This is a genomic window from endosymbiont DhMRE of Dentiscutata heterogama (assembly GCF_002888635.2).
Classification (GTDB): Bacteria; Bacillota_I; Bacilli_A; order Mycoplasmatales; family CGIF01; genus CGIF01.
The window spans coordinates 587277-612242 of record NZ_LN828718.1; the positions used below are offsets into that span (position 1 = coordinate 587277).

The 24966-nt window shown below is 34.2% G+C and carries 29 protein-coding genes and 7 tRNA genes; 9 read left to right on the forward strand and 27 right to left on the reverse strand.

Translation table 4 applies throughout. The annotated features are described in order from the left end of the window. The first annotated feature begins 22 nt into the window (after positions 1–22). The 6 genes from DHMRE_RS03645 (at position 23) to DHMRE_RS03670 (ending at position 6636) form a co-directional block, all read left to right on the forward strand. A complete protein-coding gene (locus DHMRE_RS03645; RefSeq protein WP_322632347.1) occupies positions 23–490 on the forward strand; it encodes a GreA/GreB family elongation factor in 468 nt (155 codons plus the stop codon). A gap of 19 nt (positions 491–509) precedes the next feature. Then, complete coding sequence (locus DHMRE_RS03650) at positions 510–1349, forward strand: hypothetical protein (RefSeq protein ID WP_322632348.1); 840 nt, start codon at positions 510–512, stop codon at positions 1347–1349. Positions 1350–1399: 50 nt separating this feature from the next. Continuing rightward, positions 1400–2998 (forward strand): hypothetical protein, encoded by a 1599-nt coding sequence (locus DHMRE_RS03655; protein WP_322632349.1) that lies wholly within the window; start codon positions 1400–1402, stop codon positions 2996–2998. Positions 2999–3303: 305 nt separating this feature from the next. Continuing rightward, positions 3304–5817 carry a leucine--tRNA ligase gene (gene leuS / locus DHMRE_RS03660; protein ID WP_322632350.1) on the forward strand — a complete coding sequence of 838 codons (2514 nt, stop codon included), beginning with the start codon at positions 3304–3306 and terminating at the stop codon, positions 5815–5817. Positions 5818–5822: 5 nt separating this feature from the next. Beyond that, entirely contained in the window at positions 5823–6359 is a 537-nt protein-coding gene (locus DHMRE_RS03665) for a hypothetical protein (protein WP_322632351.1), read from the forward strand. Further along, on the forward strand, positions 6313–6636 hold the full coding sequence (locus DHMRE_RS03670; RefSeq protein WP_322632352.1) for a Ulp1 family isopeptidase: 324 nt from the start codon (positions 6313–6315) through the stop codon (positions 6634–6636). Before DHMRE_RS03665 ends, DHMRE_RS03670 begins: the two co-directional genes overlap by 47 nt. Positions 6637–6664: 28 nt before the next feature. On the opposite strand, the gene DHMRE_RS03675 is transcribed toward DHMRE_RS03670, so the two are convergent. The 6 genes from DHMRE_RS03675 to tyrS form a co-directional block, all read right to left on the reverse strand. Continuing rightward, positions 6665–7486: a class I tRNA ligase family protein gene (locus DHMRE_RS03675; protein ID WP_322632353.1), complete on the reverse strand. Its 822-nt coding sequence runs from the start codon at positions 7484–7486 to the stop codon at positions 6665–6667. Next, on the reverse strand, positions 7477–8820 hold the full coding sequence (locus DHMRE_RS03680; protein WP_322632354.1) for a hypothetical protein: 1344 nt from the start codon (positions 8818–8820) through the stop codon (positions 7477–7479). The genes DHMRE_RS03675 and DHMRE_RS03680 overlap by 10 nt, the downstream gene beginning before the upstream one ends. Positions 8821–8969: 149 nt before the next feature. Beyond that, the gene (locus DHMRE_RS03685) at positions 8970–9239 is read right to left on the reverse strand and encodes a hypothetical protein (RefSeq protein WP_322632355.1); all 270 of its coding nucleotides are present in this window, start codon (positions 9237–9239) and stop codon (positions 8970–8972) included. Between the two features lie 38 nt (positions 9240–9277). After that, positions 9278–9520 (reverse strand): hypothetical protein, encoded by a 243-nt coding sequence (locus tag DHMRE_RS03690; protein WP_322632356.1) that lies wholly within the window; start codon positions 9518–9520, stop codon positions 9278–9280. A gap of 57 nt (positions 9521–9577) precedes the next feature. Then, a tRNA-Arg gene (locus DHMRE_RS03695) sits at positions 9578–9653 on the reverse strand. Between the two features lie 101 nt (positions 9654–9754). Then, positions 9755–10843 (reverse strand): tyrosine--tRNA ligase, encoded by a 1089-nt coding sequence (gene tyrS / locus DHMRE_RS03700; protein WP_322632357.1) that lies wholly within the window; start codon positions 10841–10843, stop codon positions 9755–9757. 75 nt (positions 10844–10918) lie between these two features. Between tyrS and rpl5 the strand changes: the two genes are divergently transcribed. After that, positions 10919–11476, forward strand: coding sequence for a large ribosomal subunit protein uL5 (rpl5, locus tag DHMRE_RS03705; protein WP_322632358.1), 558 nt, complete (start codon positions 10919–10921; stop codon positions 11474–11476). An 81-nt stretch (positions 11477–11557) separates the two neighbouring features. Here the strand turns inward: rpl5 and DHMRE_RS03710 are convergent, their stop codons facing one another. From DHMRE_RS03710 to prmC, 16 genes are all read right to left on the reverse strand, one after another. Then, positions 11558–12109, reverse strand: a complete 552-nt coding sequence (locus DHMRE_RS03710; protein ID WP_322632359.1) for a tyrosine-type recombinase/integrase — start codon at positions 12107–12109, stop codon at positions 11558–11560. 167 nt (positions 12110–12276) lie between these two features. Then, positions 12277–13515, reverse strand: coding sequence for a tRNA uracil 4-sulfurtransferase ThiI (gene thiI, locus DHMRE_RS03715; protein ID WP_322632360.1), 1239 nt, complete (start codon positions 13513–13515; stop codon positions 12277–12279). Continuing rightward, a complete protein-coding gene (locus DHMRE_RS03720; protein ID WP_322632361.1) occupies positions 13516–14166 on the reverse strand; it encodes a hypothetical protein in 651 nt (216 codons plus the stop codon). It lies immediately after the preceding gene. A gap of 301 nt (positions 14167–14467) precedes the next feature. Next, the gene (gene rpmE / locus DHMRE_RS03725; protein WP_322632362.1) at positions 14468–14695 is read right to left on the reverse strand and encodes a 50S ribosomal protein L31; all 228 of its coding nucleotides are present in this window, start codon (positions 14693–14695) and stop codon (positions 14468–14470) included. 181 nt (positions 14696–14876) lie between these two features. Continuing rightward, positions 14877–15599 (reverse strand): hypothetical protein, encoded by a 723-nt coding sequence (locus DHMRE_RS03730; RefSeq protein ID WP_322632363.1) that lies wholly within the window; start codon positions 15597–15599, stop codon positions 14877–14879. 127 nt (positions 15600–15726) lie between these two features. Beyond that, the gene (locus DHMRE_RS03735) at positions 15727–15855 is read right to left on the reverse strand and encodes a hypothetical protein (protein ID WP_322632364.1); all 129 of its coding nucleotides are present in this window, start codon (positions 15853–15855) and stop codon (positions 15727–15729) included. 12 nt (positions 15856–15867) lie between these two features. Continuing rightward, a tRNA-Asp gene (locus DHMRE_RS03740) sits at positions 15868–15943 on the reverse strand. A gap of 5 nt (positions 15944–15948) precedes the next feature. Beyond that, a tRNA-Leu gene (locus tag DHMRE_RS03745) sits at positions 15949–16025 on the reverse strand. 9 nt (positions 16026–16034) lie between these two features. Then, positions 16035–16108: transfer RNA gene (locus tag DHMRE_RS03750), tRNA-Trp, on the reverse strand. 70 nt (positions 16109–16178) lie between these two features. Continuing rightward, a tRNA-Glu gene (locus DHMRE_RS03755) sits at positions 16179–16254 on the reverse strand. A gap of 4 nt (positions 16255–16258) precedes the next feature. After that, positions 16259–16600 carry a thioredoxin family protein gene (locus tag DHMRE_RS03760; RefSeq protein ID WP_322632365.1) on the reverse strand — a complete coding sequence of 114 codons (342 nt, stop codon included), beginning with the start codon at positions 16598–16600 and terminating at the stop codon, positions 16259–16261. 33 nt (positions 16601–16633) lie between these two features. Beyond that, positions 16634–17077: a hypothetical protein gene (locus DHMRE_RS03765; RefSeq protein ID WP_322632366.1), complete on the reverse strand. Its 444-nt coding sequence runs from the start codon at positions 17075–17077 to the stop codon at positions 16634–16636. A gap of 44 nt (positions 17078–17121) precedes the next feature. Then, positions 17122–17195, reverse strand: a tRNA-Gly gene (locus tag DHMRE_RS03770). 71 nt (positions 17196–17266) lie between these two features. Next, a complete protein-coding gene (locus DHMRE_RS03775) occupies positions 17267–17620 on the reverse strand; it encodes an HU family DNA-binding protein (protein WP_322632367.1) in 354 nt (117 codons plus the stop codon). A gap of 29 nt (positions 17621–17649) precedes the next feature. After that, positions 17650–17726 (reverse strand) — tRNA-Phe (locus DHMRE_RS03780). 3 nt (positions 17727–17729) lie between these two features. Next, positions 17730–18587: a peptide chain release factor N(5)-glutamine methyltransferase gene (prmC, locus tag DHMRE_RS03785; RefSeq protein ID WP_322632368.1), complete on the reverse strand. Its 858-nt coding sequence runs from the start codon at positions 18585–18587 to the stop codon at positions 17730–17732. 125 nt (positions 18588–18712) lie between these two features. Here prmC and rpmF point away from each other — a divergent pair, with 125 nt between their 5' ends. Together rpmF and DHMRE_RS03795 are read left to right on the forward strand one after the other, a co-directional pair. Then, positions 18713–18895: a 50S ribosomal protein L32 gene (gene rpmF, locus DHMRE_RS03790; RefSeq protein WP_322632369.1), complete on the forward strand. Its 183-nt coding sequence runs from the start codon at positions 18713–18715 to the stop codon at positions 18893–18895. A gap of 234 nt (positions 18896–19129) precedes the next feature. Next, positions 19130–19816: a hypothetical protein gene (locus DHMRE_RS03795; protein ID WP_322632370.1), complete on the forward strand. Its 687-nt coding sequence runs from the start codon at positions 19130–19132 to the stop codon at positions 19814–19816. Between the two features lie 657 nt (positions 19817–20473). Here DHMRE_RS03795 and DHMRE_RS03800 read toward each other — a convergent pair. From DHMRE_RS03800 to DHMRE_RS03820, 5 genes are read right to left on the reverse strand one after another with little or no spacing between them, the layout of a single operon-like run. Next, complete coding sequence (locus DHMRE_RS03800; protein WP_322632371.1) at positions 20474–21127, reverse strand: hypothetical protein; 654 nt, start codon at positions 21125–21127, stop codon at positions 20474–20476. Between the two features lie 16 nt (positions 21128–21143). Further along, on the reverse strand, positions 21144–22388 hold the full coding sequence (locus DHMRE_RS03805) for an EF-Tu/IF-2/RF-3 family GTPase (RefSeq protein ID WP_322632372.1): 1245 nt from the start codon (positions 22386–22388) through the stop codon (positions 21144–21146). A gap of 46 nt (positions 22389–22434) precedes the next feature. After that, the gene (locus tag DHMRE_RS03810) at positions 22435–23301 is read right to left on the reverse strand and encodes an LPXTG cell wall anchor domain-containing protein (RefSeq protein ID WP_322632373.1); all 867 of its coding nucleotides are present in this window, start codon (positions 23299–23301) and stop codon (positions 22435–22437) included. Positions 23302–23329: 28 nt separating this feature from the next. Then, complete coding sequence (locus DHMRE_RS03815) at positions 23330–23662, reverse strand: ribosomal-processing cysteine protease Prp (RefSeq protein ID WP_322632374.1); 333 nt, start codon at positions 23660–23662, stop codon at positions 23330–23332. Between the two features lie 24 nt (positions 23663–23686). Then, positions 23687–24937, reverse strand: a complete 1251-nt coding sequence (locus DHMRE_RS03820) for an amidase family protein (RefSeq protein WP_322632375.1) — start codon at positions 24935–24937, stop codon at positions 23687–23689. Positions 24938–24966 lie beyond the last annotated feature (29 nt).

Below are 24966 nucleotides of genomic sequence, written 5' to 3' on the forward strand. Positions count from 1 at the left end.
AAAAAATAGATAAGAATATTTTATGCGAAGCATTAAAAATAAACCTGATATTTTGCCGGAGGCTAAAAAGAAAGTTAGAGAAACTTATACTCCTCTACAAGAAAGATTACACAAGTTGGAGAACATTTTTTTCGCCACTAAAGAAAAATTAAAAAATTATGGGGCTAAAGATTGTTCGGAAAATAGCGACTGGATTTTATTGAATGAAAATTTACTAATTTATCAAGAACAAATTGATTATTTAAAATCCAAATTAACCGCAGCCAGCCACGAGGAGGATAAAATTATTACTTATCGTTTATTGGAGACCGACGAGGAAATAACGGTTCGGCTAACCAGCGGAGAGACCAATCCCGAGCAAGGCCGAATTTCCCGCGATTGCCCTCTCGGAATGGCTCTCAACAACAAAAAAGTTGGTGAAATAGCCGAAGTCAAAACCAGCCAAAAAGAATACAAAATACAAATAGTTGCTATTAAAGAAGCCCAATAACGAAGTAGAAATAAATATCATGTTAAGTAGAAAGAAAGTGATTAAGCCAAAGAAAGTAATTTTAATAATTGTCGGTCTCGCGATTTTAATCTTGCTAGTGGCAAGTAGCGTTTTTTGGTGAAAAAGTGGAGATTTAGACAAAAGCCAAAGTTCTGATATTAATCCCAACGATTCGTCTAATCAAGAAACACCCCCGCTGCCAGAAAATAATGATAAAACTGAACTAAAAATTTTTTGAGTAGGCAGTTTGTCATTTGCTAACGACGATTGGAAAGACTATTGAGTGTTTTCTGAGGCAAAAGAAGGAGAATGAATGTATCCTACCAACAAAAGATTTCTGTTGCCAAAAAATACTCCTATTTTAGTAGATAAAGATTTGTGGCAACAAGACTTGCTTTTTAACCTTGTTTACTCCAAAAATCAAGGAAGTAAAGTTGAAAAAGCCGATAAAAATGGAAATCCAAACTTAACTATGATAAAAAATAATTTTACTTTAATTCCTCTTTCTCCAATTAAAAATGACTCTGACTTTTTAAATCGCTGAGAAAATACCAAAGCCAAGGAAATTTATTTTGACTATTCTCAGTATAGCGGCGGAGACTACATTTTTATCGATAACCAAATCCAAGGAGGAAAACCTGAAAAAGATTTAGATAAATACGTATTCCATCCGGACAATCCCTCTATTAAGGAACTTCTTGCTAAAAAACATCTACAAGTTCAAAACCGACGAAGTGATAAAGAATACCAAATTTTTTATTTAGAACGAGATATTGAAAAACGGGTCTCGGCAGGAAATTCCACAACTTACTATTTTAATAACGAAGCCAAAGTCAAAACTGCCACACTTCGTCCCTAAAAACCCTTACATGCTAACTATTTATAATTATCAATTACAGAAATATTAATATGAAAATTCGCTTTTTACTTTTTAGTGGCCGTTGAGAAAATGAAGGTAATTTTTACCTCTTAGAGTCCGAAAAAAATATCCTTCTTTTAGCCACCGGCAAGGATTATTCCTTAATTGGCTCCCAAGAACAACAAGTCGGTCGTGATTATTTGAAAGAAAACAGGAATAAAATTAGAGCAATCATTGCCACCAATACTAATTGGCAAAATATCGGATTATTGGCTGATATTGGTCGTGAAATCGGCTTCCAAATCCCTATTTACACCAGTCATCCGAGCAAATTAATTTTGTCTCATCTTTTTCCTCGCTTAAGAAACAAAATAATCGCTGTGGAAGCATGAAATTTTTCTAAGGAGCTAAAAATTGGCGATTTTTCATTATCTTTTGTTCCCCTCAATGGCTATCTATTAGGAAATTTGGGAGTGGCAGTTCATCATTCTCAATCCAGTTTCTATTTTTTGGAAGGGTTTATTTTTAGCGGTCTTCTGAATAATAAAATACTTTTTGCCTCTAATTTCTGGCCCAATTTTCAACAATTTTGTGCGCGAAAAAGAAAAAATACTTATTTGATTACTAACTATTGAGGTCTCCACTGGCAAAACAAAAATTCTCTTTTTTTTGCGGCCAAGAGAATCCCGAGCCAAGAACGACCACTCTTTTTCATTTTCTACGATTTTGACTGATTACATATTCTCGAATTACTGGAATTAGCCCGCGTCTGAAAAAAACAGGTTCAAATTCTCAGTCCGGAATTTATTCCTCTCATTAAGCAAATACTCGGCAAAAGTTCACTCAGCGAAGTGCTAGCCAAAGAACGCTCTCCCTTTGACGGCAAAAAAGGACCAGAAAAAATCTACTTGCTGGTTGGAAATCCGGAAAATATCGAACAAAAGTTACTGGATTACTTAGCCAATTTGCCTTCCGAACAGAAAGCCAATTTTCAATTTATAGTTGGCATTCCACCAGTTATCGGCGGAGAAATGAGATTAGCCCGCATAATTGACTATCTTTATACTCAGAGTGAATACGTAATTAATTTCAGCAAAAAGGAATATTTAAGTTTAGGTGTTAGTTTTTACGACTTAAAGTTGCTACTTCAATTATTACAGCCAGCCGGAACCATTATTCTCCAAAATAGTTATAAGAACAAAAATTTTCTGCCCCATTTGCCCGATCGATTTTTGACTCTAAATAATGGGTGTGCTCTGGATTTTCCCGCTCATAAAATTTCCCCCCTAAGAGCCAAAAAGTCTTTAATAAGTTTGGAGGAAATATTGGTCGAGCAAAGAAGCAATTTGGGACAAACCGGATTATTGATTGTTCTCCTGACCGCTGACTGGGAAGATAAGCAATTACAATTAAAAGAAGTAAGGGTTGAACCTGTGGCTATCAGTTCGGTGTTAAATATTCCCAAATTTGTAAACAAAATAAACGGTTGATGATCGACTAAATTGGTTTCTGATATCCAAAAAGAGGATCCGCTAAAAATAATAAAAAAAGCCGTAGAGAAAAGATTAAATGGTTTAGTAAGAAATTATTTGAGTTCAGAACACGATCTGAATGTAGGAGAAGCCCTTATTTTGTTGTTTATTCATTAAAAGAAGTATAAGTTAAGCCATTCTCCTGTAACCTGAAAAATTACAGACGGTCATTTGTATTTTTCTTGCGCGGGGGCCGAATAGGCGAGAACATTGCCATGATGTAGCCAATAATTAGGAAATATTTACCATATGATTTATTAATTTTGCTTATAGAAAGAGGAAAAATTAGACGGAGATATTTTGCTGAAAGGCTAAAAATGGATAGGAGTATTTTGTTGTAAACTAAAAATAAAAGCACGGATATTCTATCGGAGATTAAAAATAGACATTAATATTTTGTCGTGGGCTAAAATCTTTTTAATATGGGCTATTCACACCAGGAAATAGAAAAAAAATGACAAAATTATTGAGAGAAAAATCAAATTTTTTTCACTAATTTAACCGATAAATCGAAACCAAAAAAATACATTTTGGCTATGTTTCCTTATCCATCAGGTAGCGGTTTACATGTCGGGCATATTCGCAATTATACTATTACGGACGCTTTAGCCCGTTTTTATCGAATGAAAGGCTACGAGGTTCTGATGCCGATTGGTTGAGACGCCTTTGGCTTACCAGCCGAGCAGTACGCGATACAAACTAATAATCACCCCGCCACTTTCACCCAAAAAAATATTGATAATTTTAAGAGGCAATTGTTAAGAATGGGTTTTTCTTATGATTGGGATAAGGAAATAAATACTAGCGAGCCCGCTTATTATCACTGGACGCAATGGATTTTTTGCCAAATATACCGGCAAGAATTAGCCGAATATAAAGAAATCCCCGTTTATTGATGCGAAAAATTAGGGACTGTCCTGGCGAATGAGGAAATCAAAAATGTTGACGGCAAAAAGGTTTCAGAACGAGGAAATTTTCCGGTCGTAGAAAAAAAAATATCCCAATGAGTTTTGAAAATTACTCAATATGCTCCGCAATTATTAGAGGATTTAGAAAAATTAGATTGACCCAACAGTATTAAAAGTTTACAAAGAAATTGGATCGGTTTATCGAGAGGAACGATTATTAATTTTTCGCTAACCGAAAAAAAATTGATTATTCCTGTTTTTACTACCCGCCCCGATACTATTTATGGAGTGGTAGCAATCACTTTGTCAATTAATCACCCTTTAATTTCGGAAATTACTTTGTCTGAATATCAAAAAAAAGTTGCTGGTTTTTGCGAATATTGAAAAGACAAAAAAGAAAGCAAAGAAATATGTGGAGAGTTTACCGGAAATTATTGTTTAAATCCTCTAAATAATGAAAAAATACCAATTTGAATAGCCAATTTTGTCATTAGTGATTATGGCACCGGAGCAGTCATGATTGCCCCCTTTTTTCTAGTAGAAGAAATATATTCTACCTTAAAAAAAACTTCTCCTCTTGCCAAAGAGATTTCAGAACAAGAAATGAAGCAAAACAAAGAAGTAGATTTTGCTTTTGCTCAAAAATATCAATTATCAATAAAAGGTGTTGGCTTTTCACACAGTAGGATTTTCTACGACAAATATAGCCAATATGGTGATAATCTCGATATTTCTGGTTTTTTTTCAAATTCAAACGGAAGAAAAGAAGAACTTATGGAAATCATTAACCAAAAATTAGAAAAAAAACAAGTTGGTAAAAGAACCGAAACTTATCACCTAAAAGACTGAATTTTTTCTCGTCAGCGCTATTGAGGCGAACCTATTCCGGTTATTCATTGAGAAAACAATCAAAAAGAACTTTTGTCCGAAAAAAATTTGCCCTTAATTCTCCCTCCTCTAACTGATTTCACTCCTGATTCTCGCTATTATTCTCCTCTCCAAAAAGCGGAAAATTGAGTAAATTTTGAAAATAAAAATGGTCTAAAGGGAAAAAGAGACGTGAATGTCATGCCCCAGTGAGCGGGCTCTTGTTGATATTATATTGCGTTTTTGTTGCGGAAAAATGACTCCTACTTGCCGCTGAATAGCCTAGAAGCCCAAGAAATTTTAAAAAACTGGTTGCCAGTAGATATTTATATTGGAGGACAAGAACACGCAAATTTACACTTGTTATATGCTCGTTTTTGGCATAAAATATTACACAAAATTGGTGTGGTTTCCCAATCCGAACCTTTTCAAAAATTAATTTGCCAAGGCATGATTTTAGGAGCCGATGGCGAAAAAATGTCAAAATCGCGAGGCAACGTTATTAACCCCAATGAGTTGGTGGAAAAATATGGAGCCGACGCTTTGCGTCTTTACGAGGTTTTTGTTGGTCCTATCGATCAAACCGCTAACTTTAATACTGACGGTGTGCGAGCCATGAAAAAATGGCTAGACCGCGTTTACAACTTTTTTGTTGACTACCGCGAAGCCGTTCTCACCGACGTTCGCAATCAGGAGATAGAAACCGCTCATTACGAAATGGTTGTAAAAGTAAACATTTGTTATGAAAATATTAAATTGAATTTAGTAGTTGCTTCACTCATGGAATTTATTAACAAATGTTATCAAGCCGAGACAAAGTTCATGCCTACTGAATGTTTTTTGGATTTTCTTAAATTATTAAACCCTATCGCCCCTCATATTGCCGAGGAAATGTGAAGTTATTTTGAAAAAAAATCTATCAGTAAAAGTCCTTGACCGCACCTTGAAAAATTGTCAATAACTACCCCCCAACAAGTAAAGATTGTAGTCCAAATTAACGGACAAAAAAAGGTCGTGATTTCAGCCCCAAAAGACCTCGATCAGAAAAAAGTGGAGGAATTAGCCAAAAAAGACTCCGTTATAAGTAAACTGTTAGTGAAACAAACAATCACCAAAGCAATTTTCATAAAGAATAAATTAATTAATTTTGTTATTAATTAAAAATTATGTCAAAATTTTTAAGAAAAATACTTTTTTGGGTCATTTTAATAGCATTAATACTTGTGGCCGTTTTATTTGTTAATTGAAAAATAGAGAATGGCAAAAAGGACAGAGGAAATTCAGAAAACAAACCGCAACAAAATCCGCCTAAGCCATCAAATAACGATGGTTCAACAGAAAATCCCGTCCCAAAACCACCGGTGGATGCTGAAAATTGATGATTGGGTGAGGAGGAAATTGAGCATGCCTACCAAGAAATTAGGAAAGAAATCACCGACTACCCAGAGGTTCAATTAGCCAGCCCTAGTGAAGTTCGCGCTATCCAAGGGGGCGGTGAAATTAGCGAGAATTTGAAAAAGGCGAAAATAGTTTTCTTTCCGGTAAACAATTCAGAGGTTCTGGCCACCGGCCGAAAAATCCAAAATCATTGGACTTTAATGTTATTTCGCTTCTGGCGTCCATTAGACGACCCCGAAGGAGAAAAAAGAATTTCTTTTGACCTTTACGACCCCCTCAAATTCCTTTGAATGGAGTTTTTATAGAAAAGGAGTTAGCCAAAATAAATTAGCCGAGCAGTGAGAAAAAAAATTAGGAAAGACTAGTTGGACCGCAACTGAAAGCCCTGATAATGCTAAACAGACTAATGATAGCGATTCTGGCGTTTTTGTCATTGCCTTTACGCGGGCCTTGGTAAAAAAAATTAAAGAGGAGAGGATTAACAATTTAGAAACATACATAGAATTGAGAGAAAAAGACTTCATTTTCTCAATTTCTGAGGAAAGACAAAAATTAAAAGAGGCCGGTTTCCCTAAAAAATAAAAGATTTGACACAACCCACATTGTCTTTTTATATTTTTGTATTATTCAAAGAACTTTTCAACTTGGCTTGGATTTTTTTCTTTTGCTTTTGATAGTAAATCAATTTTTTTTTCTCTTCTTCTATTAATTGCAAGGGTGCTTTTTTTTGAAAATTTTTATTGTTTAATATGCCTTGGCTCCTTTGGCATTCGGCTTCATAGAATTTTAATTGTTTTTCTAACTCTTTTTGGTTAATTTTTTCATGATATCACAGAACGCCGAAAGGTGGCAAATCCAGAAAAGAACTGAACTCGGTTTTTTTCTCTTTTTGAGAAAGTTCAGAACAAACTCTTTCCTTTTCTAAAATGAAAATTTTACTCTTGGTTAATGGCTCTAAATATCGGTTAAAATCGAAAGCATTATTCAATTTATTTTTTCATTCAGGAGTCAGTTCTAAATAAAATTTATCAATATTACTTTTTTGGTGAAAATTACGAATACTACTTACTAGAAGCAGTAAACAATCAATTTGTCAGAGTTCTTGCTTTTGTTCTTTTATATCAATAATTTCAATTTCGGCTTGTAATATTTTTTGGTGGGTTAATTCTTGGTAAATATGCTCGGTAATGAAAGGAGTAGCTGGATGAAGCATAATTAATAATTGCTGATAAACAAAAAGTGTGGTATTTTTAGTATCAGTATCCCAAGGAGCAATTTTGCTTAATTCCAAATATTCATTACTTAATTTTTCTCGCGCAAATTTAATAAGTTGTGCGGTGGCGAAATTGATTTCTTTTCTTTTTAAATGGTAAAAATAATTCTTTTGACAAAGAGTTAGTTCATTTAAAATTCAACTGTTAATTAAGTCCATTGGTTATTTTTTCTCTTTTTAGAGCGAAAATAAAAAACCAGTCCTAGAGCAATTACTACTCCCGCCCCAATGCCTCCAAATAGTCAGAGATATTTATTTCTGTTATCAGAATTAGCAGTATTATCAGAGTTAATATTTAAACTTTCTCTGGTTATTTCTTTTTGGTTATGGGCTTGAAAATATTCTCTTATTTTTTGGAATAACTTATCGTTTATTTTGGCTTGTTCGACAGAATTAATTTCTTGGTTGTAGTCAATGGATAAAGTGTCATTTTCAAAGGTAATTTTCGCAATATGGTATTTTTGAAAAATATTTTTTAATCATTCTTGTTCGTGGTCGTTCATTTTTTTATTGTTATCAACTGGCAAAGGAGAACCATTTATTAAGGCTTCAATTTCGGCTCAATATTTTACTATTTCATTTTTTCCGCCGCCTCAATAATGATTAATCGCCAATTTTCAATACCTCCGACCGGATGGCTGATGTTTAACCAGTTGATTTAGGTTTTTGTCAGCATAATTCTCATTTTTCCCCCGCTCAATTTTCCACTCGGAAGGATTTTGCTCTATTTCTTGCTTTATTTTCTTAACCAATTCTCTTTTTACCTCATAATATTCGCTGCTAGCATTATCAAAATCATATAAGTCTATTTCCTCACCTTCAATGGTTATTTTTAGATAGCGGTTTTTTCATTCCCTTTGATACGGCAAGTTAAATGTCTTTTGGTATTCTTCCTCCGCTTCATCTGTTTTTAAATATTCGTTATTCGCCAAATAACCGTCTGGGTCTAAACATAATTTATCCAAATTACGAAGTAATTTTTCTTTTATCCGAACATTATTTTCGTTTGACGGTTCTTTACCCGCAAAATATTTTTTGGCACATTCGGGGTGGAAGTAAGCGATAACTTTTGAATCTTGACCAAATTCTTTGCCAATTGTTTTTTCATTTCATAACAACATTCGACCATTTTCCTCAAAAGTCATTTCTCCACAATTCTTACACTTTTTCGGTTTCTCATGTTCTAACCCTCTATTAGTAAGACGTCAATATAAACCTTCATGCTCTCCCTTGCCATGTTCGCCATCAAGTCGATAATAATAATTATTAGCAGAATTAGTTTTGCTATAATCTAAATAGTCGTTGACACCCGACGGAAAATCAAACTTCTTTCGCAAAAAACTTTTTAAACGTGGTGAAAGATGACTTATCGCCCCCGTTTTATGTTTTTCTGAATAATAAGGAATTTCAAAATCAACCCCCTCCTGATATTCATTTTTAATTTTTTGGATTAATTCTTGAATTTCTTCAATTACGTTATTTTTACTTGACATGACCTTTTAATTCTATTTTAAACTTTTAATTACTTCGGTGGTTAGAATTTATTTGGATTTGGGCTAATTGGTTGTTTTGTCATTGTTTTTACTCCTTATCATTTTTATTATTCTGCATTGTATCTTTATATATAATAATATTTAAGCAATTAAATACTTTTTTTGCTTTTGTTCTTTTGTTTACTTTTATAACGTTTTTTTTGGTGGGGAGGCATTTTTTTTCCTACTCGCTGTTGTCAACTACGACTTTTTACGCGTGAGGGGTCAAAATTTCATACATGTTCTAACTGTTTTTTCTCTAAATCGGTTTTGGGCGGTTTTCTTTTAGAAAAAACATTTGGAACGACTTTTCTCTTTCCACCCATCAACCAACTTATTATTTTCAACGGCAATTTTAAGCCGCTAGTTAATAAACTCATTTTTAAAGTAATTATCTGAGAATAAAAGTCATAATATATTATGTTGTTATATACAGATTGGTTACTTTATTATTACCTCGCTCATTAGTCTCAAATTCAATTTCTACTTCACGAATACTTTCGTAATTATTAGTTAAATCCTCTCAACCACTTTTGACGGCTCCTGAAAAGCAGAAATAGACTTCATCCTTGTTGTCATTATTAATAATCAAATAGTAAGTGTTTAAATTCGTGTCTTTCAATTCTTTGATGGTGATATTAGTTAGGTTTAAGGTTGGCATATAATATATTTTTGTTTTATTTAACCTCTTTATTCTTTCATTCATTACATAATAAAATGGTGCGCTTAGGAGGAATCGAACCTCCGACCTCTTGCTCCGCAAACAAGCACTCTATCCACTGGGCTATAAGCGCTCTATAACTAATTTTATTTTAAAAGCATTTATTACTAATTTGTTTATTCCACAATCATTCTAACCCCATTAGGCTTCTGATCAGAAATAAAAATCCTACTCTTAATTGTTAATAAATAATAAGAATTCGTATAAAATTCGCTGAAATATCCTGCGGCTAGGAGGTTTATTCAATTTCGCTAACTCGTTAATTTGGCTCTCGCTCAAAAAAGTAAATTGTTTGATATAAATTTTGGCCTGTTCGTCGGGCATATTCCTAAAAAAATCGAAAAACACCTTGTGTTCGCTATCTAGCCATAACGCCTGCTTGCCGCTTTCACTTTTAGAAATTTTTTTGCCGCTGGAGTCGGCCAACAATGGAAAATTGAAAGCAAAAGTCTTATTTTCCGGAGAAAAACTCTTAATTAATTTTAAACCAGTGGTCAAATTTCCTCACTGGTCGCTGCCTCCTAATTGTCCGTGACAATTATAATTTTTGTATAAATAATAAAAATCATAAGCTTGGATAAGCGGATAACTAAATTCTAAAAAAGAAAGTCCGGTATTTATTCTTTTTTTAACTGTCTCTTTGCTGGATAAATAGGCAATAGTCAAATATTTGCCGGTTTGCCGCAAAAAATCAATAAAATTCATTTTTTCTAGTCAATCCTTATTATTTAAAATTAGGAAGCGATTATTTTCTTTCAAAGGTCAAATATAGCACAAATAATCCTCTCATTGTTGGTCTTTGTTGGTGGTCGGATTTACATTTAATATTTGATAAATATCATTTAGTAATTTTGGGTTGTCAGCGTAAAATTGTTCTAGAGGCGCGAGATCATTTTTTTCTCTTTTTTTGGGCTTAATTAATATTCTTTCTATTTGTGCTTTTATTTTGGCCTGATAATTCTCAACTTTTTCGACCGCCAGTAGCGGTCGCTCTTCATTTTTATCGCTTGGGTCGCCGATTTTACTGGTGGCTCCGCCTAAAACCAGGAGAATTTGAAAACCTTCTTTGGCAAAGCGAATAGTTTGAATGAGTAAAAATAAATGTCCGATATGAAGTCTTTCTCCCGTGCAATCTATCCCTAAATAAACCACCTTTTTTTTTGGTTCAAATTCCAGTTGGTAAAAATTATCTAAATTAGCCACATTAGCCACTATTCCTCTTTGTTGTAAATCTTGGAAAAAGAGTTGCAAATTATTAGACATATATAGTTAATATTTTTAACGCGAAACGTTTTTTCTCCTTTCCTTTCTCTTATATGCATAAAATTATAATAATATATGCTTATCGTAAATGATTGGTGAGAAACCAAAAGAAAAGAGGTCAAAAAGTTGGTAGGAGAAAAATTTCAGCACACTACTCCTATGCAAACTACGGATATTGAAAAAATTGTCCTTAATAGTGGTGTCAGTCAAGCGGTCAACGACAAAAAAACATTGGAAAGTACCGAAAAAGCTCTCATGTTAATTGCGTACGGCCAAAAACCGGTTATTACTTATGCTCGTAAATCGATTACCGGGTTCAAACTACGAGAAGGGATGCCGATTGGTTGTAAAGTAACATTAAGAAAAAAAAGGGCTTGGAGTTTTCTTTTTGGATTAATTAAACTCGAAGCGCCTGAAATTACTAACTTTCAAGGCTTTTCTGAAGAAAAATTTGATCAAGATGGAAATTATAACTTGGGAATAAACGATTTAAACATTTTTTTCAGAGTTCCTTATAATTTAACTTTCAAAAATCAAGGGGTTCAAATTACCGTTGTTTTTAAATCTAATTCTCGCGAGGAAAATAATTATTTTTTACATTTATTAGGCTTTCCTTTTAAGAAAAAAAGATAACAAAATAAAAGGGATTAGTCAACTTTTACTTTTAAAAATTAGACATTGATAACTTCATAAGAGAATAGATTTTTATTTATTTTAAATGGGTTTAAACTTTAATAAATTAGCCAAATCGCTATCTTTAATATAGAGAGAGGTGGTAGAAACCCGACTGTGTCCCAAAACTTTTTGTAAAATATTGAGGGGCATGCCTGCTAGAAGATTATAGGTGGCAAAGCAACGACGAAGAGTATGAGGGGCTAATTCCGTATGCGGGCTAACTTTTAAATCATAACGAGCCCGACGCAAAAACTCCCAAAAATCCCGACGATTAGTTTGGTTTGGCTGTCAATTATGGGTTTTTAGGATAGCGGCTATTTCTGGCGAGACATAAACATATCGGTCTTTCCTTCTTTTGCCCCGCAACAAATATAAGTCTTGATATTCGGGTTCGGGATGTCGCAATTCTAAATTGAAATTAATGGCTTCGCTGACTCGCAAACCAATTTTTCAACAGAGTAAAAATAAACAGTAATGGATTCATTTTTTTCTCTCGCTTTTGTGATTAGGGCGAGTAGCAATGAATTCTTGGACTTCTTGCAAAAGTTGTTGGGATGGGAGTTGTTGTAGGGTTTTTTTGGAGTTTTTCATGAAAACTGAGAGGAATATAAATTAATTTTGGCGGGTATTGAGACAAAACGACGAATTGCTAGAAAGATTAAGAGGCGGCAAAAAATGCCAGGCATTACTTACTTATAACAATTTTTAAATTAAAAAAATAAAGTCAAGGTTCTTTTTCCTATTCCCATGGTTATCGTTTAAATTTTACTTTCTCTTATCTTTTTCCTAACACTCTCCAAAATTTCGGACCAAAAAAAAATCTTTTTTTCCAACTTCTCCACCACCTCCTTTTTGGGTTTAGTTATCGGATTTTTAGGCTCAAATAAGGAGCAACAATCCTCGTATTTTTGCAAAGAAAGTTCATAAGTTCCAATGTCTTCAGCAGTAGCAATTATTTCTTTTTTGTCTCAAGTAAGTAAAGGACAAAGGATGATTAATGAACTAACTTGGTGAATGACCGCCAAACTTTCTAAGGTTTGCGAGGCTACTTGGGCTAAAGAATCGCCAGTAGCAATAGCACCAATTTTTAATTCCTGGGCCAGGGAGCATGCCAAACGAACGAACGCCCTTTTTAAAATAATTAAGCGATATTTTAAGTGATATTCGTCTTCGGGTTCTTTCCTCTTTTTTACTGTTAAGTTCAGCATTTTCAAACTTGAAATTATCCTCTGCTTTCTGATATGGCTAATTTCGGTGAAAAGGGGTTGGGCGTCAATTAAATAAACGTCCCGAGCATAATTGTTATAAGGACTTAATTTTTCCCCTAGTGCAAGGATTTTATTTTGGCCTTCCTTTTGATGGTAAAAATGGCAATAGTCAACTTGTAAGCCTCTTTTCATTAATTGGTAAGCGGCCACTGGAGAATCTATTCCCCCGCTTAAAAGTAGCAAGACCCGTCCAGAAACGCCAACTGGTAGACCTCCCAACCCTTTCATTTTTTCGGTAAAAAAAATGATAAAATCCTGGTAAATTCGAATATAAAAGACTTTTTGCGGTTGCTTTAAATCGACTTTTAAGCCTCAATCTCTAACCACAATTGCCCCTAATTCTTTTTGTAAGGTCAAGGAATTTTTTGAAAAAGTTTTATCACTCCTTCTAATGTCAAACTTGAAAGTAGTAAAATTAATTTGGCAATAATCATTAATTCTCCCAGCAAAATTATAAACTTCTTCTAAATCATTTTTTAGTTGATAGGCTAGGTAAAAAGTACTAATTCCAAACACTTGGTTTAAAAAAGAGGCCATTTTTGGCAATTCATTGTCGTTGGGATTTGTGATTATCAATTGGTCGTGAAGTTTTTTAATCTTGAAATTAAAAAAATCATTTTTTTGAAAAGTTAAAATAATATTAGCGATTAATTTTTGAATGAAAACATTTCGGTTTTTCCCCTTCAAAAACAATTCCCCATAACGAACAATTAGGCAGCGATTATTCATTTATCGTCTCTCTCTCTCTCTCTGACCTCCGGCAAGAACTCCCCCTCGGTCGTTCTTTTTCTTACCAATAAATCTCGAGCCATAAACTTCTCGTTTTTTTCTTGCCAAGGCCCGTTTTTTGTTTGATAAATAATGCTTTATTTGTTTCCGATAACGCAAAATTAGATAAGTTAGCAAACTAAATAAACTAAACCAAAAGATAACCAAAATAATTTTCCAAATGGAACGGTAATCGCTGTCAACACCTAATTTTTCGCTCATTTTTCTGGAACTTAAAAAAGGTAAGGTTCACCGAGCATTAAATTTTTTAAAATACTCTCTGTCGCCCAATTTACTGCGAAAGTAGCAATAAGCAAAATAGAGAGCAGGTTGGGTGAAGCAAAGCAAAATCGTTAATTTTAATCTCTTTTTCAGCAGGTCTGTTCGCTCGTGGCGGAAAAATCAGACCAAAAAGTAGGTTGGAGCAATAAAATGTCAAATTGGTGAATAGAGCCACCATTGAATTACTTTAAGTAACTGGTGATCTGAATAATTTATTACGTGGCTTGGGATAGGGACTAATTTGGTTGTTCGGCTCGTAATTCCTCAATAAGTAGTCAAGCCGGTAATTAATCAGATAATTAAGCCCAAACCATAAATTAGCATAGTCATTATATTGCTAATTGTTACTATCAGAGAAAAGATTTGGTAAGAATAAGTGTTGTTCTTGGGTCGCTTTATCAATTTTCAGAAAATAAAACCGAAGGTTAAAATGCTGTTTCAAGTACACCACCAGGCCAAAAAGTGTCAAAAAAACTGACCCGGAAAATTAATCTTATCCCCCCCATTAAACCAACCTGAAATTAGGCAATAAACATGGGAAAACAACAAAAAATAAAAGATTTTCTTTTCGTGCCTCCGTATATTTGAAAATATCCCCGTAGATTTTTCTTTTTTTAGCATATTGATATTTTTACTTAATATCCCTCTTTGCCTTAATTTTTTGTTCTCGTTGTCGATATTTTTCCACGGCCCCGACATTCATTTCGCTAGCCAAGGTGCCGGTGTAAAAAGGGTTACAATTGCTACAACTACTACTCGAAATATTTTGGTTAGCAGTAGAAACTGTTTGATACTGCTGATTACAATAAGAGCAAGTAATAATTATTTGATGAAGTGGTAAATGAATTTTCTTTTTCATATCTTTTTGAAAATATTAGTCTCGACAATACTCGTTCTTTTAGAATTTCTTATTTATTTTTAATCTAATGTTATTAAATGTTAATTAGGCAGGTCAGAGGATGCCCGACCTCTCGGCGTATAGCCTTTACTATGGTTAACATAATACATCTATTTTTCACACTATATTATTATTTGTAACTTTAAAAGATATCTAACTGTTCTTTAACTTTTTTTTCTTGGGCTCGTTCACCTCTTATTCATTTTAAAATCTTTTTTCGAAAAATAATTATTGAGAGCAGAGCCGCCGCTAAAATGGTAATAAAAATAATTCAGCCTGTAGTTAATTTAGGTTTACTATTTTTTTCCTCCGTTAAGTCACCTCCTTCGGAAAAAGTAATTTCACTGGTCACATAATATTTTGGTTCAATCTTAATTTGGTTCTCGAGCAAAACCTTGGAAGAAGTGGCAGTGGCACCTTTTTTGTAAAAATTCAATTGAATTTTCCCTTCGGTCTCGGTTATATTATAGAGAATGTTATCAGAATCAGGAAGAGATTTTTTTTCGTCGATTGAAAATGGCTGATTTTCCTTCAACAATTTTTTGTGGATTTTTTTTATTTCTTGGTTAAACAAGGACCCGTTCTTTATTTGGATGGCTCCGTTATTTATTTCTCAGGCATTTGATTTGGGTAAAAGATATTTAATTTCGCTGTCTTCGACTTTCTCAAATGCTTTTTCTCATTGAAATTTCAAAATAATTACTACTTTGCTATCAGTGGGTAGAATATAGTCATATTCTTTCACTTCTTTGTCGTTGTTATCCAAGATTTTCAGTTCTAAATTCGATTTCGGAGTAGTGTAGAAATCAACTTTACCTTCTGCTGTGTCAATATATTGATAAATAAACCCTTTAATTTTTTTCATATCTTAAAATTAGTTTGTCAGTCAAGCAAAATATTTTATTCTTACCAGATAAAATATTCTGTTTACTTTTGACCTACGGCAAAGCATTTTATTTGCTTTTAATCTTATAAGATAATAACATTCCTATCTATTTATTTTTCTTTTTCTGAAAATACATATTTTTTCTGTAAGTTCGGAGAGCAAAAGAGGAGGCTTTTTTGAAAATAAGAAAAGATAATTCCTTATTATTTTTGTCCAAAACTTTGATTTTTATCATTAATTTAATTTATGGCGGTTCTGACGAGAATCAAACTCGCGATCTCCTCCGTGACAGGGAGGCGTGTTAATCACTCCACCACAGAACCTCTAATGGTGCCCACAGTGGGAGTCGAACCCACACTGGACGGATCTTAAGCCCGCTGCGTCTACCAATTGCGCGATGTGGGCCGACAAACCTGGCAGAGGCGACAGGAATCGAACCCACATTCTCGGATCTGAAGGCCGATGTTCTACCATTGAACTACGCCTCTTCACTTTCAAAAGACAATTACTATTCGTCACCGTGTCTCTACAAAAATTACTGATAACTGACCGCCAATCTGGTGACCCGTGCGGGATTCAAACCCGCGATCTTCTCCGTGAAAGGGAGACGTATTAATCACTTTACCAACGGGCCCTACTTAAACATCTAAAAACTCTCGTAATTGTTGGACGCTCAAACTCCCTGACCCCTTTTTAATCATTCTGCCTTGGTGGAAAAGAAAAATAGTTGGCACGGAGGAGACACGAAATTGTGTTCTTTGGGCTAACTGGGGGAATTTTTCCGCATCAACTTCTAGCACCAATAATTCTTTTTTTGGTGCGGCTGTTTTTTCCAACTCTGTCAACAATTCCCCAATATTTTTTTGTAGCACCTGGCAGGGCGGACACCAAGCCGTCGAAAATTTCACTAACACCAATTTGTCGTGATTTTTTTGGAGAAAAGTATCCAAATCTACTTCCTTGACTAATTTAACGAACATAGTCAAAAAGAGGAGTAATTGCTACTCCTCGTCTTATAAACTTTCTTCCTCTTTGTCTTCTTTGCGTCTGGAAGCAATTCATCATCAGATAAGTAGAAGTAATCCGACAACAATACCACCCGCTATTGTCCAAAATGGTCATCTTTTTGACGCGAAAAAACCGACACCTACTTGTGGTAACTCCTCTTTCAATTCTAAAGTCCCCATTTGTTTTTTTGTTATCTTTACCCCTTTAAAAAAAGTAGTTTCTGCATATTTGACATTTTCTTTTTCTACTGTCCATGTCGTTCAATTACTTTCACTCTCTTTTTTAAATTCTAATTCCACTTGCCCTTCGGCTGTTCCACCATCCTTAGCCTTGTCATCAAATTTCACCGTTTGTCCTTCACCACCTTTTGTGCGTACTTCATATTTATCAGTGCCGTCTTTTAAATTTAATCCTTTTTTATGAAACTTTATTTTGTATTCTTTACTCATATTTATAATTTTATATACTTATTTACTTTAATTTAATATTCTGTTGGAGCGAATAAGGGGAATCGAACCCCCATCAATAGCTTGGAAGGCTACGGCTCTACCATTGAGCTATATTCGCAGTAGCGGAAATTTTACTTTAGTCTTATCAGACAAGTTTCCTTTCCGCTCTTATTTGTGATTATCTTTTTATTAGGCGAAAGCCTTATCTGCTTTCTTCTTACTAATCTCTTTTTTTAACTCAATCGAAAACTTCGCTTTAGGAACTCTTTTAGCCGGAATACTCATTTTTTTCTTAGTTTGGAGATTCATGGCCACGCGAGGCTTCTGTAATACCGTCTGTAAAGAAAAATATCCCGGGAAACGAAGTGACTCTCCTTTAAGAAGAGCTTTTTTGATTTCCTCCAATGTTTCGCTAATCGTGGCTTCAATTTGTGATTTACTTAATGAAAGTCTTCGACCCTTACCGTTATAAACTCTTTCAGCCAATTTGGCTTTTCCTACTATCGATGCTGATGATGCTTTTGTCTTTCGTACTGTTACCATATATCTTAATTTTATTGTATTATTTTTACTGGTGGTTTAGGGCAGAATCGAACTGCCGACCTTCTGATCTTCAGTCAGACGCTCTAACCGACTGAGCTACCAAACCTTTTTACGTATTGATTACCATTAGCATACGCGGACGGCTTCCATAATCATAGAAAATAGAAACTTTGGCTGGGGACAAATGCTCTATTATTAATTTTATAACTTTTTCGGTCTGGTGAGAGCCAATTTCGACCATTAAGAGAAACTTTTTTGCTAAAAACAGGCGGGCCTGCTGGAAAATTTTTTGATAGAAAAAATAACCCCCGTTGGCGGCTATTAAGGCTTCTTGGGGTTGTTCTTTGACTGCCGGAGCCAGATTTTGATATTCACTTGCACTGACATAAGGCGGATTAGCCACAATAATATTAAATTTTTCTTTCTTGTTTATATTGCTAAATAGATCGCTTTTGATGAATTGAATATTTTTTATTTTTTGTCGAGTGGCGTTTATTTTCGCCACCTTTAAGGCTTGTTCATTGATATCCACAGCCAGAAACCTCCCCACCGGTCGATTTTTCGCTAAAGCAATAACTATATTTCCGCAGCCCGTGCCAATATCCAAAACTTTTAACTTTTCTGTTCTTTTCCAATATTTATCCGTTCATTCAAGGGTTTTTTTCACCAATATTTCGGTATCTGGTTGGGGAATGAAAACCCCTTTTTCGACCAAAAAATCCAGACCGTAGAAAGAGACCTGGTTAGTTAAATAGGGAACCGGACAATTTTCTGTTAAATGTCGGCTTAAATTATGACAAATCCGTGAATAATCCGAAGTAGACAGCAATTTATTCGAAAAATCCGATCAAAACTTCTCAGGCGTAGTTTGACAAAGGGCAATTATATCATTTTTTACTTCGGCAAGGTTAACATTTTCCCGTAAAGAAAGGGCATAATTTCAGCAATCTTGATAGGAATAAGACATGTTTTTATATAGTATTTTTTGTAATGTGCATGTCTCTAAATTAAAAAATCCCGTTTTAATCTCCGATAGAATATCCCGTCTATGTTTCAGACTAAAATGTATAAAATATAAAAAATATAGTTAATATGGCAGTTCCCGCTCGAAGAAAATCCTCTACTCGTACTAAAAAAGGCCGCGGGCCGAAAAGTTGAAGTTTTCAACAAAAGGCTCTTCAACAACCCTTAATCAAGTGTTCTGGTTGTCAAAAAACAAAAATACTTTATCATATTTGTCCCCATTGCTCCGCCTACCGAGTTAATTCAAAATAGAGTAGCATGAAGCGAGTAAAATTTATTCTCTGAATAATAGTTGTAGCCTCTTTAATAGTAACAATCTACTTATTTTCTCGCTCAATGATTCAGTGATGCTTTTAAGGGCATTTGGTGGGTATGGACTGTAAACAAAATACTATAATAAAAAACTTTATCCGGTCAAAAGGGCAAAAATGGGGGCGGATTTGTATCGTTTTTCGCCGCTCCTCCAATAATAAAATTTAATATATCATGAAACATTCCCGTCGTTATCGAGAAATCAAAGAAAAAATCGTTAATAAACATTATGATTTGCCAGAGGCAATCGAATTTTTGCGGACTAATAATCCCGAAAAATTAAAAAATATCAAAGTCAGTTTTTCTCTCCATTGAGTTAAGCAAAAAAATGTCTTTAAAACCAGATTAGTTTTGCCTTATGTGGTTAAACAGAAAAGAAAAATAGCGGTAATTAAAGAGGGGTTGCCTGAGGATATTTTGGCAGAATGTCAAAGGAATAGTGAAGTCAATTTATTGACTGTCGCCGAAGTTCGCCAACAAGTAGAGAAACAAAAAAAATCTCGTTGAAATTTTAACAAAATACTGATCCATTCGGCCGGAGAAGAAGCAATTAAACCATTGCAAAAATTACTCGGTCCCAAAGGGCTTTATCCGACCAAAAAAAATGGTTCTCTAACCGAGAATATACTAGGAGAGGTTACTAAATTTCAACAAGGAGAAACCGAACTAAAGACCGATAGTGGAGGTAATATTCAGGCCGTAATCGGCAGTAGTAATTTTAGTTCCGAGCAATTGGCCGAAAATTATAAAGTGGTATATAGCAAAATAACCGAACTAAAACCGGCCGGTTGAAAAGGAGAATTTTTGAAAAATGTAACCCTTTCTACTGCTATGGGTCCAGGATTGAGGACATTGAAATAGAGTAATAAGAATAAATTATACTTTGTAATCTGTAGAAAGTAATAAAGCAAAAATTTGCTTGGATAATATAAAAGAAATAGTTATGGTTTGTGACAAATGTTATGAAAAGATTAAAAAAGGTGAGGAAATAAGGATTGAAAACTCACAATTTTTGTGTAGAAGTTGTGCGAAAGAACCTATCGATCGATGTTATACATGTTTGGGTAATATTTATCGTAATCAAAAAGTTCGTAAACTTTCCAAAAAACAAAGCAGAAGTTTTTCTTTTTCTCGTTTATTTTCCTTTTCTGATAAAACTAGTTCTTTCGAACAAGTAAAGCAATGCAACAACTGTTATGTAAATTGAAAAATTGAAGAGAGAATATGAAAAAAAATCTTAAAACTTTGAATTTTTAATGTAATTTTTTGGATTGTTATTTTTATAGTTCATTGGATATTATTTATTCTCCTTTCGCATGAAAAAATAAATTTCGATCAACCTCATTGATTTATGAAAATGATTTTAAATCATCCTAAATGATGTAATATCGGTCATCTGATTGCTTTTGCTTATTTAGTTCTTTTTTATGTGTTCATTTATTTAAAACACTATCCAAATAGGCACAAATTAAGGTTGAAATATTAAAAATATGAAAAAAATAAATCGTAGAGAAATATTTAAACCTCTCTAATCTCTAATTCTGAATTGTTTTCGTTAAAAGTAAAGGTAAAATCTAATTCAATTTCGTCAACTTTTCCATAACGGATAATAAAAAACCTTTTTCGTTGCAATTCTCCTTCTTGCAATAGTCTCTTAATTTGTGGGTGATTTTTGCTGATAAAAAAGATTTTTGGGTTTGTGTTGGTATAGGTGTTAAAAGAATGATAGTTATATGCGCCATTCTCGTCCATGGCACTACCCATATATTTTAGTTTTATTTCAGTCTTATCAGTAGGCGGAAGATTATGACCAGGTTTATCACCCCCAATTTTTTCCTTAATCTCTTTAATTTCCTGCTCTAATTGCTGGATAGTTGATTTATCCGGGTTAATCAGATTTTTTACTTTATTTTCTAGTGCCGTTATTTTGTCCTCTAATTGATTTTTCTGAGGCTCGTCGGTTAAATTATTTAGTTGATTTTTGACTTCTTTTAGTTGTGTTTTTAAGACCTGGATTTCAGAATTATCACTGGGCGATTGACTATTTTGGGAGGTTGGCGATTGGCTTTTGGCAGACATCTTTCCCAACCAAAAACTGCCGCCAATCAAGGCCACCGCCCCAAGGAGAATGCTAATGATTACTAATGTTTTTTTTTTTTTTTTTTTTTGCAACTGTCATATTGTTAATTTATTTATTATTATTTTTTAAAAGTGCTCGTAAATTGCCAGCCCCAAAATTTACTTTGCCTACTTCTTTCATGCGAGACTTGCCTTTTTTTTGTTTGGCCCAGAGTTTCATTTTTCGGTCTAAAGCCCCACCTCCATGAATCCGAGATATAACATTTTTTTTTAAGGCGGACAAAGTCTCTCGGGCAATTACTTGGTTGCCAATAACGGCCTGTATCGGAACGGGAAAGTTTTGCCGATTGAGAGTGGTTTTTAATTGCTCGCAAGTCGTTTTAGCTCTTTCATAAGCCAAACTCTGATGTACCAAAAAAGATAAATCGGGAATTAGTTGATTATTTAATAAAATGTCTATTTTTACAATATCACTGGGATGAAAACCAATTATTTGGTAATCAAAAGAGGCATAGCCATGGGAAATTGATTTAATTTTATCATGAAAATCGAGAATAAACTCAGCAAAAGGCAAATGATAATTCAACTGATAGAGGGAGCCTGTTTTTCACTCTTGGGATTGTCAAATACCTCGCTTGTCTTGGCATAATTGGGAAATTTCTCCCAAATGCTCCTCGGGAGTAGTGATATTTAAATCAATAAACAGTTCTTCAATAATTTTTATTTTGTCCTTAGTCGGTATTTTTTGAGGATTGTTAGTTTCTAGTATTTCTCCATTAGTCAAAATCATTCGATAATCAATACTTGGTGGAGTAATAATAATTTCACAACCATACTCCTTTTCTAATCTCCCACTAATAATTTCTCGGTGTAATAAGCCTAAAAAGCCACCTCGTAATCCCGGACCAAGCAGTTGGGAATCAATGGGTTCTAAACTTAAGGCGCTGTCTTGGATTTGTAATTCCTCCAGCGATTTTTTGAATTCCTTGTAATGAGAACTGTCGCTGGGATATAAATTAGAGTAAACTGTGGATTTTGCTTCTTGGTAACCAGCCAAGGGCGAGGAATTATTATTGAGATCGAAAACTGTATCACCAACTTTTACTTCTCGCATGTCCCGAATGTTGGCCGTAAATCAACCAATTTCTCCGTCTGTCAATTTGTCTTTTAAAATCTCTTTGGGGATTTTTACCCCCGCTCTTTCTACTTGATAAACTTTTTGGGGATTAGTATAAAACTTAATTTTTTGTCCTTTGGTTAATTCCCCAGTAAAAATCCGCACATAAATAATAACCCCGTAATAGCGGCTATAAAGTAGATCAAAAATTAGAGCTTTTAGCAATTTTTTTTCCATTTCTTTTGTTATAAGTTATAAATGAAAGCATCTAACGTCTATTCTTCTAATCTTTTTTTCTTTTTCTCGCCACCAAAAAGCCAGCGCCTAACACAAAAACGGCTAAAATTGTTATTCCAGAAATCATTAGTCAATTGTTTTCAGAAGGAGGAGAATTACCACTATTTTTTGGCGGGTTAGGAGATGGAGGATTATCATTTTGACTGGGCTTTGGTGGTTGGTTGTCCGAACTGATTTCTCGAAGGCTACCTATGTCTAAATCGCCCACGTTATTAAAATAAAGAGAATTATTGCTGGCTCCTCACCTTCATCGCTTAACCTTCATACTAAAAGTTTTACCGGCACTTTCGGCTAATAATTTACTATTATATAATTCAGTCTTTATCAACCCTTTCTCCCTTTGTGTTTGTCCTGGAAGGAGAGAAATAAAATTAAAAATAATTCGGGAAATTTCCGGTATTCCCTCTATGCCGAGAGAAAAAGGCTTAACTACTAATTCGTGGCTATAATTTTTCGGGTTAGGGTTTTCCCCTTCGATTTTTTTCTGCTGACTAATGACTTGAAAAGTAATTTCTGCCTGCGTCCGTTCAGTCTCGATTAGTTTTTTCACTTGACTAGTGTCCTTAATTAATAAACCATTAATAATTTGTCTTCCTTTTTGAAAACCTGGTCGATACTTTAAGTTCGAAAGCGGAGTAAAAAAAACGTCATAACCATCCGGATTATTTTTAACGTGGCTAGCCAGCAGTGAATTATCGTCAGGAATAATTAAATGAGTTCTGGGATTGTCTAGTTCACAAAAATCATCTTTGGTAAAGTTAGCCACAAGATATTTTTGCCCGCCGTCGGTGTAATTTTTTATCCTTATTAGTGATTCGGTGGTCGCAAAGTAAAAATTAAAATTGTTATTCATTTTCCGATTTTAGATAATAATTAAGTTTTTAATGATTATTTTCCCGCCTCGCTTCAATTGTTTTTAAATAATCTGGGTAGGAATTAGCAATGTTTTCTAATTGATACAGCATTAATCGTAAACATAATTGACAATCGGAATTATTGGCAGACGGATAAATGATTATCTCGGCTGGGAGATAGGAAATTTTACAATCATTTGAATAATTTTTTTGGAGAAAGTTAACTGTCCCATTAGTAATGGCCGAAATCGCCGCACAGACAATATCCTGACCTTTTTCAGCAAAATTGGCATGGTCTTTGATAATGATATGCTGAAAATTATTTTTGGCGTCTTTCTTACAGAGAACAGTGGTTGGCATATATATTAAAATGTGTGAAGTAGTTTATTTTTCCAACTCTTCGGCCAATTCCAAAACTTTTTTGTCATTTCCATAACCGCTATTTATATTAATGCTAACCGGCAAATCATTAACAAAACCAATGGGTAAACTTAAAGAGGGTAAACCAGCGAAATTGGCTAAAAGCAATAAATTATCGCTCCAATGAGAAGATATTAATCCGGCAAAAGAATGATTAAAATTAGCTGCTGGTGGAGCAGTGCTATTAGTGCTGGGAAAAACTAGAAAATCATAATTTTGCAAGACTTTTTTCACCCACTTATCTACTAAATAACGCATTTTTTGAGCCTTGACAAATAATTCTTGCTTTTCTAGAAAATAGGACCCGATTAATAGCCGTTGTTTCACTATTTCTCCCAAGCATTTACTTCGCTTTTGAGTAATGGCAATGTTTTCAGGTGGGCCATAAGTTATTCCTTGAAGCGAATTAAGATGACTAATTAATTCACTAGAACAGAGAATTAGATAAGTAGTTTGTAAATGTTCTCGTATTTTTTTCGGTATCGTTATTTTTTCAGTCGTATATCCTACCTTTTCCAGTTTTTTGATAGTATTATGATAAAGGTCGTTTAGTTCGCTTGACAAATATTTTTCTATTCCAGCCACCACTGCAATTTTATTTTTGGCGTGAGTGCGGTTTTTTTTTCGTTTTGCAACTGTTAAGAGGTCGCGTGGGTCAGGTTGGGAAATAGTGGCGAATACTGATTTGATATCATGGATTTCACGGGCCAAAATCCCTACTGTATCCAAAGAGGAGGCCATAGGAATGACCCCATAACGAGAAATTGAGCCATAAGAAGGCTTAAAACCAACTATCCCACAATAGGAAGCGGGGCGACGAATAGAATCTCCTGTATCGTGTCCTAAAGACCAAGGTGCTAAATTTTTTGCTACCGCCCAGGCCGAGCCGGATGAGGAACCTCCTACTATACAAGAGGAATTGTAAGGATTAAAAATCGGTCCAGTGGCGGCATGAAGCCCGGTTCCTCCGCAGGCAAATTCGTCTAAAACAACTTTGCCTATCAATTTTTTTTTCTTTTTTTTCAGTAACTCAATGACAAAAGCATTTTGACTAGGCTGAAAGTCGTCTAAAAATTTTGATGAAGCAGTAGTAACTAATTTCTGGGTCCAAAAATTATCTTTGACAAAATATCCTGATGTTTTTTTTTTCGAATTTTTGCCTAGAATAATACTAGTATAATATTTTTCGACCGGCTTTTTATTTTCTATCGACATTTATTTCTTTTAGAAAGGGTTAAAACTTT